Below are 13,250 nucleotides of genomic sequence, written 5' to 3'. Positions count from 1 at the left end.
CACGGAGCGCGGGACGCGGCCGGGGGCGCCTCAGCGGGCGTCGGCCGTGACCGCGGAGACGCGGAGGAAGTCGAGGGCGGCGGCCGCGGGCGAGCCGGTCGCGGCCGTGTAGGCGACGAGGCGCAGGTCGGTGCCCGCCACGGTGAGCACGTCGCAGTCGAGCTCGACGTCGCCCACGACCGGGTGGCGGATCACCTTGCGCTCGGAGACGTGCTCGCCGACGGCGCCGGTGCTCCAGAGCTCGCGGAAGGTGTCGCTCACGGCGGTCATGTCGTCCATCAGGCGTCGCACGCGAGGGTCGCCCGGGTAGCGGCCGTGCACGCGCCGCAGGTCGGCGACGAGCGAGGCCTCGAACGCCCGGATGCCGCCGTCGCGCCCGTGCTCGACGCGCTCGCCCGGCGTGATCGCGCCGGTGCCGCCGAACCACGACCGCAGCAGGTTCGGCCGCTCGCCGCCCTCGCCCACGGGCTCGCCGAAGAGGCGGCCCCAGAGAGGGCTGTAGCTGAGCAGGTCCCAGGAGGCGGTGAAGACCGCGAGCGGCGTCTCGCCGAGCCGCGCGATCAGCCGCTGCACCCCCGGCGGCACGTGCTCGGGCACGGTGGCGGGCGAGGGCGGCACGAGGCCCGCGAGCACGAACAGGTGGTCGCGCTCGGCGTCGCTCAGCTGGAGGGCCCGCGCCAGCGCCGCGGCGACCTGTGCCGACGGGTGCTGCGCCCGGCCCTGCTCGAGCCGCACGACGTAGTCGACGCTGAGGCCCGCGAGCGCGGCGAGCTCCTCCCGCCGCAGGCCCGCGGCCCGGCGCTGGTCGCCGGCGGGCAGGCCGACGTCGACGGGCGAGAGGCGGTCGCGCCACGCGCGCAGCAGCGCGCCGAGGTCGCCGGCAGGGGTGTCCACCTCGTCAGTCTCGCAGCGCCGAGGGCCGGCGGGGTGGTACTGCGAGTCCTCCCGACGCGGCGGGCCTGGCAGCGCGTCGGGGGCGGGGCGGAGACTCGGGTCATGACGAACGACACGCCCGCCACGGGCACCGCCCCCTCCCCCGACACCACCTCCGCCGACACCGCCGCGACCACGACCACCCTCGTCACCGGGGGCAACAAGGGGCTGGGGCGCGAGACCGCCCGCCGCCTCCTCGAGGCCGGCCACACGGTCTGGATCGGCGCCCGCGACGAGGCCAGGGGCCGCACCACCGCCGACGAGCTCGGCGCCCGCTTCGTGCAGCTCGACGTGACCGACGACGCCTCGGTCGCCGCCGCCGCCGAGACGATCGCCGCGGCCGGCGGCCTCGACGTCCTCGTGAACAACGCGGGCATCACCGGGTCGCACTCCTCGCCCGACCAGCTCACCGGGGCCGACGCCCTCGAGGTGCTCGACACCAACGTCGCGAGCATCGTGCGCACGACGACGGCCTTCCTGCCGCTGCTCCGCCGCTCGTCGGCCCCGACCATCGTCAACGTGACGAGCGGCCTCGGGTCGTTCACGGCGGTGCACGACGCCGACCGCATCGAGTCGACCGTCGTCGCGCCGCTCTACACGGCGTCGAAGGCGGCCGTCACGATGCTGACGGTGCAGTACGCGAAGGCCCTGCCCGAGATCCGCGTCAACGCCGCCGACCCCGGCTACACGGCCACCGACCTCAACGGCAACAGCGGCCACCAGACGGTGACCGAGGGCACCGACGCCGTGGTCGAGCTCGCGACCCGCGGCGGTCAGGGGCCGACCGGCACGTTCATCGACCGCTCGGGCGTCGCGCCGTTCTAGGCGGCGCCCTCCCGGGCCGGGCCGCGTGGTCCTGTGCCTCGCCTAGTCGGAGGTCGTCGCGACGGGCAGGGCCAGCTCGAGCGTCGTCCCGGTTGCGCCCGTCGCGGCCACCCGGACGCTGCCGCCGTGGCGGAGGGCGATCTCGCGGACGAGCGCGAGGCCGATGCCGAAGCTCGGGCGGGGGCCCCGGCCTCCGGCAGCTGTGGCCGGTGCGGCCGTCGCCGGCGGTTCCGCCCTCGCGAACCGGTCGAAGACCCGCGCCGGGTCGATGCCCGTGATGCCCCTGCCGCCGTCCGTGACCGACAGCACCGCCGCGCCGCCGTCGAGACGCGTGGCCACGGTGACCGTCGACCCGGTCGGGGCGTGGCTCAGCGCATTGTCGACCAGGGCCAGCACGGCCCGCCGCAGGCTCGCGGGCGGCACGGGGACGCGAGCGGCGGCCGCCCCGTCGTACTGCAGGGCGACGCCGCGCTCCTCGGCCAGCACGGACATCGACCGGAGCACGTCCTCGACGACGTCGTCGACGACCACGGGCTCGGCGGGCGCCGCCTCGGACGGGTCGCGCCCCGCCGCCTCGAGCAGGTCGCCGACGATGTCGACGAGGGCCCGGGAGTCGTCGCGCAGCCTCGCGAGGTCGGTCGTGACCCGCTCGTCGGCCGTCGCCGCGCCTCCGGCGATCGCCCGCTGGAGCGCCTGCAGCCGGGCGTCGAGCACCGCGAGGGGCGTTCGCAGCTCGTGGCTCGCGTCGGCGACGAACTGCCGCTGGAGGCGGAGCGCCTCGCCGAGCGGCCGGACGGCACGCCTGGCGATCACCACCGTCACCAGGCCCGCGAAGACCACTCCGCCGAGGCCGAGCACCACCAGGCCCGCCACGACGTCGGTGGCGGAGACGAAGATCTCGCCCCGGCCCGCGGCCACGGCCTGCTCGAGCCGCTCCCGGGGCACGGTCTGGTGCAGCACCCACGCGATCGTGAGCGCGAGGGCCCCCACGACGACGAGCGCGGAGACGAGCACGATCTGCCGCCCGATCGACCGGGCGGCGGCCTGCAGGGCCTCGGACTCGGGGTCGGTGGCGGTGCCGCCCGCACGGCGTCGCGCGCTCACAGCGCCCCCACCCGGTAGCCGCTCCCCCGCACGGTGAGCACGACGTCGCGGTCGATCTTGCGCCGCAGGTAGCTGACGTACGTGTCGACGGTGCCGAGCTGCTCCCCGTGCGGGAACACCCGGGCGAGCAGGTCCGCCCGGTCGAAGGTGTGGTCGGGCCGACGGGCCAGCTCGGCGAGCAGGGCGCACTCGCGCTCGCTCAGCACGACCCGGCTCGCCCAGGGCGTGACGACGATGCGGCTCTCGGGCCAGAGCCGCGCCTCGCCGATGTCGAGCCAGCGCTCCTCGACGGCGAAGGAGCGGGTGAGGGCGCGCAGCCGGGCGAGGAGCTCGTCGAACTCGAAGGGCTTGACGAGGTAGTCGTCGGCACCGCCGTCGAGCCCGGCCACGCGGTCGGCCGTGGTGCCGAGGGCCGTCAGCATCAGCACCGGCGTCGTCACGTGCTCACGACGGAGGGCCGCGACCAGCTCGGTGCCGTCGAGCCCCGGGAGGCGGCGGTCGACGACCAGCACGGCGTGCCCGCCGGCGCGGGCGGCGTCGAGGCCCCGCCGGCCGTCGGCGACGAGGTCGACCTGCCAGGCCTCGCCGAGCACCTCGGCCACGATGGGGCCGAGCTGCGGGTCGTCCTCGACCAGCAGGAGGCGCGGGCGCGTGTCAGGACCGGTCACCCGCCGCCTCCTCGCCTCTCGTCGTCGCCGTGGCTCGCTCCTCGGCCCGGGCGGCGTGCGAACGCCGGAGGGCCGTGACCACGATCGGCAGCACCGACACGACGACCAGCCCGACGGCGAGCAGGTCGATGTGGTCCGCCACGAACGGTAGGCCACCCAGCAGGGATCCGAGCACCGTCATGCCGACGGCCCACAGGAACGCCCCGGTGAGGTTCCAGACCACGAACCTCCGGTAGGGGTACCCGCTGGTGCCGGCGGCGAGGGGCACGAAGGTGCGGACGACGGGCACGAACCGGCCGAGGACGAGCGCCGCGCCGCCGTGGCGCTCGAAGAACGCCTCGGCCTGCTCGAGGTGCGCCGTCTTCAGCACGCGGGCGTCGGGGCGGAACCAGCGGCGCCCGAAGCGGTGGCCGAGGAAGAACCCGACCTGGTCGCCGGCCGCCGCGGCGAGGAACGCGCACAGCGCGATGATGGCGACGCTCAGGCCGAGGCTCTGGTGCAGCAGGCCCGCGGTGACCAGCAGGGAGTCGCCGGGCAGGAAGGGGAAGAGCAGGCCCGACTCGACGAAGATCATCAGCGACAGGCCACCGAGGGCCCAGGGGCCCATGCCGGCGAGGAGGGTCTGGGGGTCGAGGATGCTCACGCGCGGGTCCGTCCTGGGTCGGTGGTCGTGGGGGAGTTCGGTGCCGACGGCCCGACGGGCGGGGCGGCGCCGCGGCGGTCGTCGAGGTGGTCGAGGAGGCGCAGCCACGACGGGAGGGCCAGCGCGACGACCGAGCAGCCGAGCGCGACCGACGCGACGGTGTCGCTCGGGTAGTGCACGCCCACCCAGACGCGCGACAGCCCGACGACCGCCACCGCAGCCGATGCCGCGCCGGTCACGATGACGACCAGAGCGCGGCGCTGCCCCGCTGCGAGCAGCACGATCGCCAGCGCGAGCCCGGTCGCGAGGGCCGTGTGCCCGCTGGGGAACGAGAAGGAGTGCGGCTCGACGATCAACGGGTCGGCGAGGAGCCCCGGGTCGGGCCGATCGCGCTGCACGACGAGCTTGACCAGCTCGGCCGCGGCCCACGGACCGACGGCGACGCCCAGGACCGTCAGGGCCGCGGCCGCTCGACGGCTCACGACCCACACCGCGACGGTCAGCAGCAGCACGAGGGCGGCCCCGAGCTGGGGCCCGAACAGCCGGTCGACGAGCAGCGCGGCCTCGTCGAGCACGGGAAGGTGCGCGCGGCTCACGTGCTGGACGAGGTCGAGGTCGACCTCGCTCACGCCGCCGGCTCCGGACGTGATCAGCAGCCCGGCGACGACGACGCCGGTGATGCCCGTCGCGCCCCCCACGGCCCATGTTCGGTCGTGGATGACGGCGCGGACGGCCGGGAAGAGAGGAGGCGCGGTGCGGCCGCGAGGGAGCGCCGGCGAGGGCGGGCGGTGCAGGACGGTCATGCACGCAGGCTCCGCGCCACCGTCCCAGGAACCGCCCAGACGCCCTGCCGACCGGCCGCGCGCCTCCTCGACGCGGGCCCTCGGTGGCTTCTGGGGGGTTCCTGGGAGGCGACCCCCGACCGTGGTGGCATGACGACACGCGCTGTCCCGAGCGGGGCCACGGCCCTCGAGCGCCGGGCCCTGCTGAGCAAGGTCCCCGAGATCACCCTCGCGTTCTGGGTGATCAAGGTGCTCTGCACCACCGTCGGCGAGACGTTCGCCGACTTCCTCGCCGACGGCCTCGGGCTCGGGCTCACCGTGACGAGCGTCGTGATGGCGGCCCTGCTCGTCGCGGCGCTCGTGGTGCAGTTCCGGGCGCGGGCCTACGTCCCGGTCGTCTACTGGCTCGCGGTCGTGCTGATCAGCGTCGTCGGCACCCTCCTCACCGACACGCTGACCGACTCGCTCGGCGTCGACCTCTGGGTCTCGACGGCCGTCTTCGCGGTGGCGCTGGCCGCCGTGTTCGCCGTCTGGCACCGCGCCGAGGGCACCCTCTCGATCCACGAGGTGACGACGCCCCGTCGCGAGTCGTTCTACTGGGCAGCCGTGCTGATGACGTTCGCGCTCGGCACCGCGGTCGGCGACCTCCTCGGCGAACAGCTGGCCCTCGGCTACCTGCCCTCGGCGCTGCTGTTCGCCGCGGCCATCGCCGTCGTCGCCCTGGCGCACCGGTTCCCCGGCGTCGGGTCGGTGCTCGCCTTCTGGGCCGCGTACGTCCTCACCCGCCCGCTCGGCGCCTCCGTCGGGGACTTCCTGTCGCAGCCGGTGGGCGACGGCGGGCTCGGCCTCGGCTCGACGGTCACGAGCGTCGTGTTCCTCCTGGCCATCGCAGCCCTGGTCGTCGTCCTCACTGTACGGCGACCGGCTCAGCCCGCCCTCCGCGTCTGACCCCCGTTCCTCCACCCCCTCGAGAGAGAAGCACGTCCATGGACTGGCAGTTCGACGGCCTCCCCCTGCACCCGCTCATCGTCCACCTCGTCACCGTCGCGTTCCCGACGGCGTCGCTGCTCGTCCTGGTCGGGGCGTTCTGGACGGCGCTGCGGCGGCGGCTGGGCGTCATCACCCCGCTCATCGCCCTGGTCTCGCTGATCGCGGTGCCGCTCGCGACCTCGTCGGGCGAGGCACTGGAGGAGCGGGTCGGCGGCAGCGCCCTGCTCGAGGCCCACACGCAGCTGGGCGACACCCTGCTGCCCTGGGCGATCGCGGTGTTCGTCGTCGCCGTGGCGCAGTGGGTCTGGCAGCGCTGGGTGCTGACCCCCGAGGCCCAGCGACAGCGCCCGGCCGTCCGCGGCAGCGCACGACTGGTCGTCGGCGTCGTGCTGATGGTGCTGGCCGTCGGCACGAGCATCGGCGGGATCGTCACGACGGTCCGGATCGGCCACTCGGGCGCGGAGGCCGTGTGGTCGGACTCGAGCGAGGGGTGACCCAGGCCCCCGAGTACAGCTCGACCAGGAGCGCCCGCTCCCGCCCCACGACAGGAGAACACATGCCCCTCATCAGGATCGACCTCGTCGAGGGTCGCTCTGACGACCAGATCGCCGCGATCGGCGACGCCCTCATGCAGACCCTCGTCGACGTCTACGGGCTGCCGGAGCGCGACCGCTTCCAGATCGTCACGGAGCACGCACCCGGCCGCCTGACCGCCCTCGACGTCGGGCTCGGCATCGAGCGCTCAGAGCAGGTCGTCGTCATCCAGATCTTCACGCAGGCCGGGCGCAGCACCGACGAGAAACAGGAGTTCTTCCGCGCGCTGGCCGAGGCCCTGGCCGGGGTGGGAGTCGCGGGCGAGGACCTCGTGATCGGGTTCGTCGAGAACACGCCCGCCGACTGGTCGTTCGGCTTCGGCCGCGCCCAGTACACGACCGGGGAGCTCGCGACGCCCGGGGCGTGACGCTGCCGGCGGGACGCCGAGGCCGGAGGCGGATCGCCGGGCCGCGTCGCCCGGCCGGAGGCGCGATGTCGGTGGCGGGTGACACGCTCGCCCGGTGCAGCCTCCCGCGCGCTCGACGCGCACGCCGCCTCCGCCCCTCGCCGCGTGGGGCCTCGTCGTCGTGGCCGACGTGCCGATCGTCGGCGGTCTCGACCCCGACGCCTCGGTCTGGCAGGTGGAGGACGGCTCAGGCGACCTGTGGTCGGTGAAGGCCACGCGGCGCGACTGCCGTTTCGGCCTCGCGCTGGCCGCCTCCCTCGGCGGCGCGCCCGGCGTCGTCGCTCCCCTGCCGACCCTCGCGGGCGAGCTCTGGTCCGAGCACGAGGGCTCGACGGTCTCCGTGTCGCCCTGGGTGCTCGGTGACGACGCCGCGGAGGACGGCCGCGGGCTCGACCTCGGCCAGTGGTCGGAGCTGGGCGCCGTCGTGCGACGGATCCACTCCCAGCAGCCCCCGGCCGGCATCGCGCCGCTCCGGAGCGGCGTCAAGCGCGCGGGGCGACGGGCACGCGTCCGCCTCCGCGAGCTGGACGCTCTCCTGGGCGACGACGGTGCTGCCTCGACGGCCGACCCCGAGCTCACCGACCTTTGGCGAGCGAACCGGGGGCGCCTCCGACAGCTCGAGGCGACGGCCCTGCGCCTCAAGGCCGAGCGCCGACCCGCACCGCGGGTGCCCTGCCACGGTGATCCGCACCTCGGCAACGTCGTCGTCGACGACGGGGGCCGGCCCTGGCTGATCGACCTCGACGAGGCCACCGTCGCGCCCCGCGAGGTCGATCTCGTGCTGGTCGAGCTCGGGGTCCTGCCGGGGCTGCCCGTCGAGCCGGAGCACCGGGCGGCGTTCCGTGCGGGGTACGGCGACGCCGCCCTCGACGAGGGCCGGCTCATCCGATTCGCGTGCGTCCGGGCCCTGGAAGACGTGACGGCGGCCTTCACGACGCGTGAGGGAGCACACTCTGCGCAGCACGACCCGGATGCGGTCGGGGTACACGCCGGTCTCCGCGACCTGCTGGGGCCGCTCGGCCTCGTGTCCCTCGTCGAGGAACGCCTCCCCGCTCCTGCCACGACATCCGCACAGATCCCGACCGAACCGACGCCAGGAGAACCGACATGACGACCCGACGCACGACCGTGGCAGCCGCCGCGACCCTCGCCCTGGCCGCTGGCCTCTCCGGCTGCAGCGGCTTCACCGGAGGCTCCGACGACGACGCCGACGGCGCGCTGACCTTCACGACCTGGGCGAGCGAGTCCGAGCAGGAGTCGTTCGAGGCCCTGGTCACCCAGTTCGAGAGCGAGCACGACGGCGCGACGGTCGACCTCAACGTCGTGCCCTACGACCAGATGTTCTCGAACATCGACGCGCAGCTCTCCACCGGTGACGCGCCCGACGTGTTCCGCGTCGACTACGGCAACCTCGGCGTCTACTCGAGCCAGGGCCAGCTGCTCGACCTCACCGGCCAGGTCGACGACGAAGACTCCTTCCAGCCCGCCATGCTCGAGGCCGTCTCGTACGACGGCGCCGTCTACGGCGTGCCGCACCAGACCGACGTCTCGGCGCTGCTCGTCAACACCGAGCTGCTCGCGGCGGCGGGCGTGACCGACCTGCCGACCACGCAGGCCGACGCGTGGACGTGGGACGAGTTCGGCGAGGTCGCCGCGGCGCTGCGCACGAGCCTCCCGGCCGAGCAGTACCCCTTCGTCGTCAACTGGCAGCAGGGCGGCACGCCCCGCTGGCTCAGCTGGCTCTTCCAGTCGGGCGGCGCGCTGCTCGGCGACGACGGCACGACGAGCGAGATCGACTCGCCCGAGGCGGCCGAGGCGCTCGCCTTCACGACGTCGTTCTTCGACCAGCAGTGGGTGCCGCCGACCAGCAGCGTCAAGTCGACCTCGTACGCCGACACGCTGTTCAGCGAGCAGACGACGGCGATGGCCTTCGTGGGCTCGTTCCTCGTGCCCGAGCTCGCGTCGACCGACTTCGACTGGACGGCCGTGCCCCTGCCCGTCGACGAGCGCGGAGCCACCGACCTCGGCGGCAACGCCCTCGTCGCGACGGCCGACACCGACCAGGGCGAGCTCGCCACGGAGTTCCTGAACTTCATGGCCTCGGCCGACGCGATGACCGAGTTCTGCGCCGCCACCAACGAGCTGCCCACCCGCACCGACGTCGACGCCTCGTCGATCGACTTCGCGGTGCGGCCGGACGTCATGCCGGTCTTCGTCGAGCAGGCGACCACCATCGAGCCCTCCGACGTGAAGCAGCTGACGTCGCCCTACCTGGCCGAGATCACCGTCGCGATGCAGGACCAGCTCGAGGCGGCGTTCACCCAGGGGCAGTCGGTCGACGACACCCTGAGCGCCATCGACGAGGCCGTCGGCCAGGCCACCGACTGATGACGGTGCTGACGGGCGCGCGCCGGCCCGGGCGGCGCGCCGCGCGCCTACGCGAGGGCCTCGTCGGCTGGGCCTTCATCGGGCCGAACCTCGTGCTGCTGTCGGTGTTCCTGCTCGTGCCCATCCTCGGGGCCGTGCAGCTGTCGTTCCAGGAGACCCGTGGCTTCGGCGACCCCGAGTGGGTCGGCGGTGCGAACTACGCGCGCATGGCCGCCGACCCGGTCTTCTGGCAGACCCTCGGCAACACCGTCCTCTTCACCGTCGTCACCGTGCCCGTCGAGATGGCCCTCGGCCTCGGCCTCGCCGTGCTGCTCGACGGGGTGCTGCCCGGTCGCCGAGCCTGGCGGACGATGCTCGTGCTCCCGATGGTCATCTCGGGAGTGGCCAGCGCGATGATCGCCGTCATCCTCTTCACGGAGGCCAACGGCCTGGTGAACCAGGTGCTCCGCGCGATCGGGCTCGGCGCGGTGCCGTGGCAGTCGGACGGCGCCCTGGCCATGGTGTCGGTGATCCTCACCATGATCTGGCTGCGCGTCGGCCTGAACATGATCATCTACCTGGCCGGGCTGCAGTCGGTCTCCCCCGAGCTGTACGAGGCCGCCGAGCTCGACGGTGCGGGCGCCTGGCAGCGGTTCCGGTCGATCACGGTGCCCCTCGTCGGGCCCTCGACCTTCTTCCTGCTGGTGCTCAACGTCATCGCGTCGTTCCAGGTGTTCGACCTCGTCTTCGTCCTCACCGGCGGCGGCCCCGGCTACTCCACCTCGGTGCTCGGCACCTACGCCTACCGCAACGGCTTCCAGATCCGCGAGCAGGGCTACGGGGCCGCCCTCGGCGTCGTGATCCTCGTCGTGACGCTGGCCTTCACCGTCGTGCAGTGGCGCACGAACCGCACCCGCGACCTCACCGAATGACGAGGACCAGCCTGTGACCATCCCCCAGACCGTCGCCGACCCGCCTGCGGCCGGCGCGCCCCGCAGCACCGCCCTCGGCGCCGACCGTGCCGCGGGGGCCCGCGCCCCACGTCGACGTCCTCCCCGGCGCGGCGGCTTCGTCGTCGTCCGCACCGTCGTCGCCGTCGTCGCCTCCGTCGTGGTGGCGTTCCCGCTGCTGTGGATGCTCGTCGTGGCCTTCTCGCCGCGGGGAGAGGTGTTCGGGCGCGGCCTGCGCCTCCTCCCCAGCGCCCTCACCCTCGAGAACTTCAGCCGGGTGCTCGAGCGCTACCCCGTGGCCGAGTGGTTCGGCAACTCCGTCGTCATCGGCGTCTTCGTCACCGTGCTGACGGTCGTCGTCAACCTGCTGGCCGGGTACGCGTTCGCACAGCTGCGCTTCGCGGGGCGCACGGCGGTCTTCCTGGTCTTCCTCGCGACGCTGATGATCCCGGTGCAGGCGACCATGGTCGCGCAGTTCCGCCTCGTGAACGGGCTCGAGATCTACGGCACCTACTGGGCCGTCATCCTGCCCTCGGCCGCCACCGCGTTCGGGGTGTTCCTCGCGCGGCAGTTCATGCTCGGCATCCCGCAGGAGCTCATCGAGGCCGCCCGCCTCGACGGCGCGGGCCCGGTGCGGGTCTTCACCGCGATCGTCCTGCCGCTCAGCGGCCCGCTCGTCGCGGTGCTCGTGCTGCTGACGCTGCTCGGCAGCTGGAACGACTTCGCTTGGCCGCTGATCGCCCTGAAGGACCCCGACCTCTACACGCTGCCCGTCGGGCTGCTCTACCTCAAGGGGCAGACGACGCCCGACTACAACGGCATCATGGCGCTGGCCGTGATCTCGGTGCTGCCGATGGTGGTGCTGTTCCTGGCGTTCCAGCGCTTCTTCGTCCAGGGCTTCGTGCGCAGCGGGGTGCGGTAGCCGACGGCTGCGGCGGAGACGTGCCTGACCGGGTCAGCAGCCGGGCCGTACGGGACGTCTGCGTCGAGGCGGTCAGCGCGCGGCGCGGCTCGCGTGCGCGCGGGCCTTCATGCGGTTGCCGCAGACGGCCATCGAGCACCACTTCGCCGTGCCGGGGCGGCTGTGGTCGACGAGGAAGAGGTTGCACTCGTCGTTGGCGCACGCGCGCAGTCGCCCGGGCAGCTCCTCCGCGACGCCCGACCAGGCCAGCACGGCACGGACGGCGAGCTTCTCGTCGTCAGGGGCGCGGAGTTCCCAGCGCACGCCCGCCGGAGTCACGCGGGGCACCTGGACCGCGCCCTCGAGCACCGCGGCGAGCTCGTCGACGGGACCCGCGCCTCCCCCGCGGACGACGGCCTGGAGGAGCCGACGGACGTCGGCGAGCTGAGCGGACTCCCGGTCGGTGCCCGTCCCGCCCCACCGGAGAGCGAGGGCCCGGCCCTCCGCCCCCTCGAGGGCGTCCGTCGGCACGCCGTCGATCACCGGTGCGCTGTTGAGCAGCGCCAGGAGGAGGTCTTCGTTCTCGAGCACGTCTCTCCGATCTCCTCCGCGGCCACGCCGACAGGATCATGCTAGCGTCCTGACTAACCAGTAATCAAGCCGTTAGGGGTTAGTCATGACCACCGTCCACCACCGCACCGTCTCCGTCGACGGCCTCGACGTGTTCTACCGGGAAGCGGGCGCCGCCGACGCACCCGTCGTCCTGCTCCTGCACGGGTACCCCACCAGCTCCCACATGTTCCGGCACCTCATCCCCGCCCTGGCCGACCGGTACCGCGTCATCGCGCCGGACCACATCGGCTTCGGGCGATCGTCGGCGCCGTCCGTCGACGACTTCGACTACACCTTCGCCGCCCTCGCCGAGGTGACGGGTCGGTTCCTCGCCGCCGTCGGGGTCGACGAGTACGCGATCTACGTCCAGGACTACGGCGCACCCGTCGGCTGGCGGCTGGCCCTGGACCACCCCGAGGCCGTGACGGGCGTCATCTCACAGAACGGCAACGCCTACGAGGAGGGCTTCGTGCCGAGCTTCTGGGACCCGATCTGGGCCGACGCGGCGGAGCGGACAGCCGAGACCCGCGAAGCCCTCCGCCCGGCGCTCGGCCGTGACGCCGTCGAGTGGCAGTACACCCACGGTGTCCCCGACCCCTCGACCGTCGACCCGGACGCCTGGGAGCACGACCTCGCGCTCCTCGCGCGCCCCGGCCAGGACGACGTGCAGCTCGCGCTCTTCCGCGACTACGCCACCAACAGGGATCTCTACCCGGCCGTCCACGACTGGCTCCGCGACTCCCGCGTCCCCGTCCTGGCCATCTGGGGACGCCACGACGAGATCTTCGCCGCCGAGGGCGCCGCGGCCTTCCGGCAGGACTCTCCCGAGGCCCGGGTCGAGCTCGTCGACGGAGGGCACTTCCTGCTCGAGTCGCATCTCGACGTCGTCGCGGCCACGGTCAGGGACTGGCTGTCGACCCGCTGACGGGCGCGGTCGGCTGAGGCCCCCGGCGGGTGCGAGGGAGCCGCTCGTCGAGCAGCGCCGCGAGCCGGTCGAGGTCGCTCCGTACGGCAGCGGCGTCGGCCTCGAACGCCGCCTCGGAGACGCCGTCACGCCGGAAGAGGGTGAACACGGCCTCGCTGCCCTGGTCGTTGGCCACGACCCGGAACGGGTTCCGTACGGTCGTCCCGTCGGGCAGGGTCACGTCGTGGTCGAGGACCCCCAGCTCCACCGGCCCGGTGAAGGCCACCTCGACGACGCCCATCGGGGAGTCCGCGAACCACCGTCCGCCCTCCTGGCGGACGCCCGCGCTGAGGCCCGCCGCCCACGCGGGCAGGTTCGCAGGGTCCCCGGCGATGCGGGACACCGCGGCGACGTCGTGGTCGAACGAGCGGGAGAGGTGGACGACGGGCCAGGTCATGCCGGGACACTAGCGCCGGGCCGGCCCTGTCGCATCCTTCCGGGCCACGCCCGCTCCGACCACGCCCGCTCCGACCCTGCCCCTCCGGGCTGGCACGGCCCGCCGCGGCGTGCC

16 protein-coding genes are annotated in these 13,250 nt (G+C 73.9%); 9 read left to right on the top strand and 7 right to left on the bottom strand.

The window, feature by feature from the left end; all coding sequences use genetic code 11:
• Positions 1 to 30: 30 nt before the first annotated feature.
• Positions 31 to 894, bottom strand: a complete 864-nt coding sequence (locus F1C15_RS12405; protein WP_185231526.1) for a helix-turn-helix domain-containing protein — start codon at positions 892 to 894, stop codon at positions 31 to 33.
• Between the two features lie 102 nt (positions 895 to 996).
• On the opposite strand from F1C15_RS12405, the gene F1C15_RS12400 reads away from it, so the two are divergent.
• Positions 997 to 1,758 (top strand): SDR family NAD(P)-dependent oxidoreductase, encoded by a 762-nt coding sequence (locus F1C15_RS12400; protein WP_185231524.1) that lies wholly within the window; start codon positions 997 to 999, stop codon positions 1,756 to 1,758.
• Between the two features lie 42 nt (positions 1,759 to 1,800).
• On the opposite strand, the gene F1C15_RS12395 is transcribed toward F1C15_RS12400, so the two are convergent.
• The 4 genes from F1C15_RS12395 to F1C15_RS12380 are packed head-to-tail and all read right to left on the bottom strand — an operon-like array spanning position 1,801 to position 4,976.
• A complete protein-coding gene (locus F1C15_RS12395; RefSeq protein WP_185231522.1) occupies positions 1,801 to 2,862 on the bottom strand; it encodes a HAMP domain-containing sensor histidine kinase in 1,062 nt (353 codons plus the stop codon).
• Positions 2,859 to 3,530, bottom strand: a complete 672-nt coding sequence (locus F1C15_RS12390) for a response regulator transcription factor (RefSeq protein ID WP_185231520.1) — start codon at positions 3,528 to 3,530, stop codon at positions 2,859 to 2,861. Before F1C15_RS12390 ends, F1C15_RS12395 begins: the two co-directional genes overlap by 4 nt.
• Entirely contained in the window at positions 3,517 to 4,173 is a 657-nt protein-coding gene (locus tag F1C15_RS12385) for a DedA family protein (RefSeq protein WP_255465248.1), read from the bottom strand. Before F1C15_RS12385 ends, F1C15_RS12390 begins: the two co-directional genes overlap by 14 nt.
• A complete protein-coding gene (locus tag F1C15_RS12380; RefSeq protein ID WP_185231518.1) occupies positions 4,170 to 4,976 on the bottom strand; it encodes a phosphatase PAP2 family protein in 807 nt (268 codons plus the stop codon). Before F1C15_RS12380 ends, F1C15_RS12385 begins: the two co-directional genes overlap by 4 nt.
• 129 nt (positions 4,977 to 5,105) lie before the next feature.
• On the opposite strand from F1C15_RS12380, the gene F1C15_RS12375 reads away from it, so the two are divergent.
• The 7 genes from F1C15_RS12375 to F1C15_RS12345 all read left to right on the top strand — a co-directional run bounded on the left by F1C15_RS12375 (position 5,106) and on the right by F1C15_RS12345 (position 11,184).
• Positions 5,106 to 5,903, top strand: a complete 798-nt coding sequence (locus tag F1C15_RS12375; protein WP_185231516.1) for a hypothetical protein — start codon at positions 5,106 to 5,108, stop codon at positions 5,901 to 5,903.
• Positions 5,904 to 5,941: 38 nt separating this feature from the next.
• On the top strand, positions 5,942 to 6,439 hold the full coding sequence (locus F1C15_RS12370; RefSeq protein ID WP_185231514.1) for a DUF2231 domain-containing protein: 498 nt from the start codon (positions 5,942 to 5,944) through the stop codon (positions 6,437 to 6,439).
• A 62-nt stretch (positions 6,440 to 6,501) separates the two neighbouring features.
• Complete coding sequence (locus F1C15_RS12365; RefSeq protein ID WP_056052505.1) at positions 6,502 to 6,906, top strand: tautomerase family protein; 405 nt, start codon at positions 6,502 to 6,504, stop codon at positions 6,904 to 6,906.
• Positions 6,907 to 7,000: 94 nt separating this feature from the next.
• The gene (locus F1C15_RS12360; protein WP_185231512.1) at positions 7,001 to 8,056 is read left to right on the top strand and encodes a phosphotransferase enzyme family protein; all 1,056 of its coding nucleotides are present in this window, start codon (positions 7,001 to 7,003) and stop codon (positions 8,054 to 8,056) included.
• Positions 8,053 to 9,333 (top strand): sugar ABC transporter substrate-binding protein, encoded by a 1,281-nt coding sequence (locus F1C15_RS12355; protein ID WP_185231510.1) that lies wholly within the window; start codon positions 8,053 to 8,055, stop codon positions 9,331 to 9,333. Before F1C15_RS12360 ends, F1C15_RS12355 begins: the two co-directional genes overlap by 4 nt.
• The gene (locus F1C15_RS12350) at positions 9,333 to 10,244 is read left to right on the top strand and encodes a carbohydrate ABC transporter permease (protein WP_185231508.1); all 912 of its coding nucleotides are present in this window, start codon (positions 9,333 to 9,335) and stop codon (positions 10,242 to 10,244) included. Before F1C15_RS12355 ends, F1C15_RS12350 begins: the two co-directional genes overlap by 1 nt.
• Positions 10,245 to 10,257: 13 nt before the next feature.
• A complete protein-coding gene (locus tag F1C15_RS12345; RefSeq protein ID WP_255465244.1) occupies positions 10,258 to 11,184 on the top strand; it encodes a carbohydrate ABC transporter permease in 927 nt (308 codons plus the stop codon).
• A 72-nt stretch (positions 11,185 to 11,256) separates the two neighbouring features.
• On the opposite strand, the gene F1C15_RS12340 is transcribed toward F1C15_RS12345, so the two are convergent.
• Positions 11,257 to 11,754 (bottom strand): CGNR zinc finger domain-containing protein, encoded by a 498-nt coding sequence (locus F1C15_RS12340; protein ID WP_185231506.1) that lies wholly within the window; start codon positions 11,752 to 11,754, stop codon positions 11,257 to 11,259.
• An 85-nt stretch (positions 11,755 to 11,839) separates the two neighbouring features.
• On the opposite strand from F1C15_RS12340, the gene F1C15_RS12335 reads away from it, so the two are divergent.
• Complete coding sequence (locus F1C15_RS12335) at positions 11,840 to 12,700, top strand: alpha/beta fold hydrolase (RefSeq protein ID WP_185231504.1); 861 nt, start codon at positions 11,840 to 11,842, stop codon at positions 12,698 to 12,700.
• Here the strand turns inward: F1C15_RS12335 and F1C15_RS12330 are convergent.
• A complete protein-coding gene (locus F1C15_RS12330) occupies positions 12,675 to 13,136 on the bottom strand; it encodes an SRPBCC family protein (protein WP_235491132.1) in 462 nt (153 codons plus the stop codon). The two genes, F1C15_RS12335 and F1C15_RS12330, sit on opposite strands and share 26 nt — an antisense overlap.
• Positions 13,137 to 13,250 lie beyond the last annotated feature (114 nt).

Source organism: Frigoribacterium sp. NBH87 (genome assembly GCF_014217665.1).
Lineage (GTDB): Bacteria > Actinomycetota > Actinomycetes > Actinomycetales > Microbacteriaceae > Frigoribacterium > Frigoribacterium endophyticum.
This window is presented reverse-complemented; position numbering and strand designations above follow the sequence as displayed.

Excerpts from the sequence above, each read along its gene's own strand:
- F1C15_RS12400 (WP_185231524.1), top strand. The coding sequence starts at position 997 with ATGACGAACGACACGCCCGCCACGGGCACCGCCCCCTCCCCCGACACC.
- F1C15_RS12380 (WP_185231518.1), bottom strand. The coding sequence starts at position 4,976 with ATGACCGTCCTGCACCGCCCGCCCTCGCCGGCGCTCCCTCGCGGCCGC.
- F1C15_RS12375 (WP_185231516.1), top strand. The coding sequence starts at position 5,106 with ATGACGACACGCGCTGTCCCGAGCGGGGCCACGGCCCTCGAGCGCCGG.
- F1C15_RS12370 (WP_185231514.1), top strand. The coding sequence starts at position 5,942 with ATGGACTGGCAGTTCGACGGCCTCCCCCTGCACCCGCTCATCGTCCAC.
- F1C15_RS12365 (WP_056052505.1), top strand. The coding sequence starts at position 6,502 with ATGCCCCTCATCAGGATCGACCTCGTCGAGGGTCGCTCTGACGACCAG.
- F1C15_RS12355 (WP_185231510.1), top strand. The coding sequence starts at position 8,053 with ATGACGACCCGACGCACGACCGTGGCAGCCGCCGCGACCCTCGCCCTG.
- F1C15_RS12350 (WP_185231508.1), top strand. The coding sequence starts at position 9,333 with ATGACGGTGCTGACGGGCGCGCGCCGGCCCGGGCGGCGCGCCGCGCGC.
- F1C15_RS12335 (WP_185231504.1), top strand. The coding sequence starts at position 11,840 with ATGACCACCGTCCACCACCGCACCGTCTCCGTCGACGGCCTCGACGTG.
- F1C15_RS12330 (WP_235491132.1), bottom strand. The coding sequence starts at position 13,136 with ATGACCTGGCCCGTCGTCCACCTCTCCCGCTCGTTCGACCACGACGTC.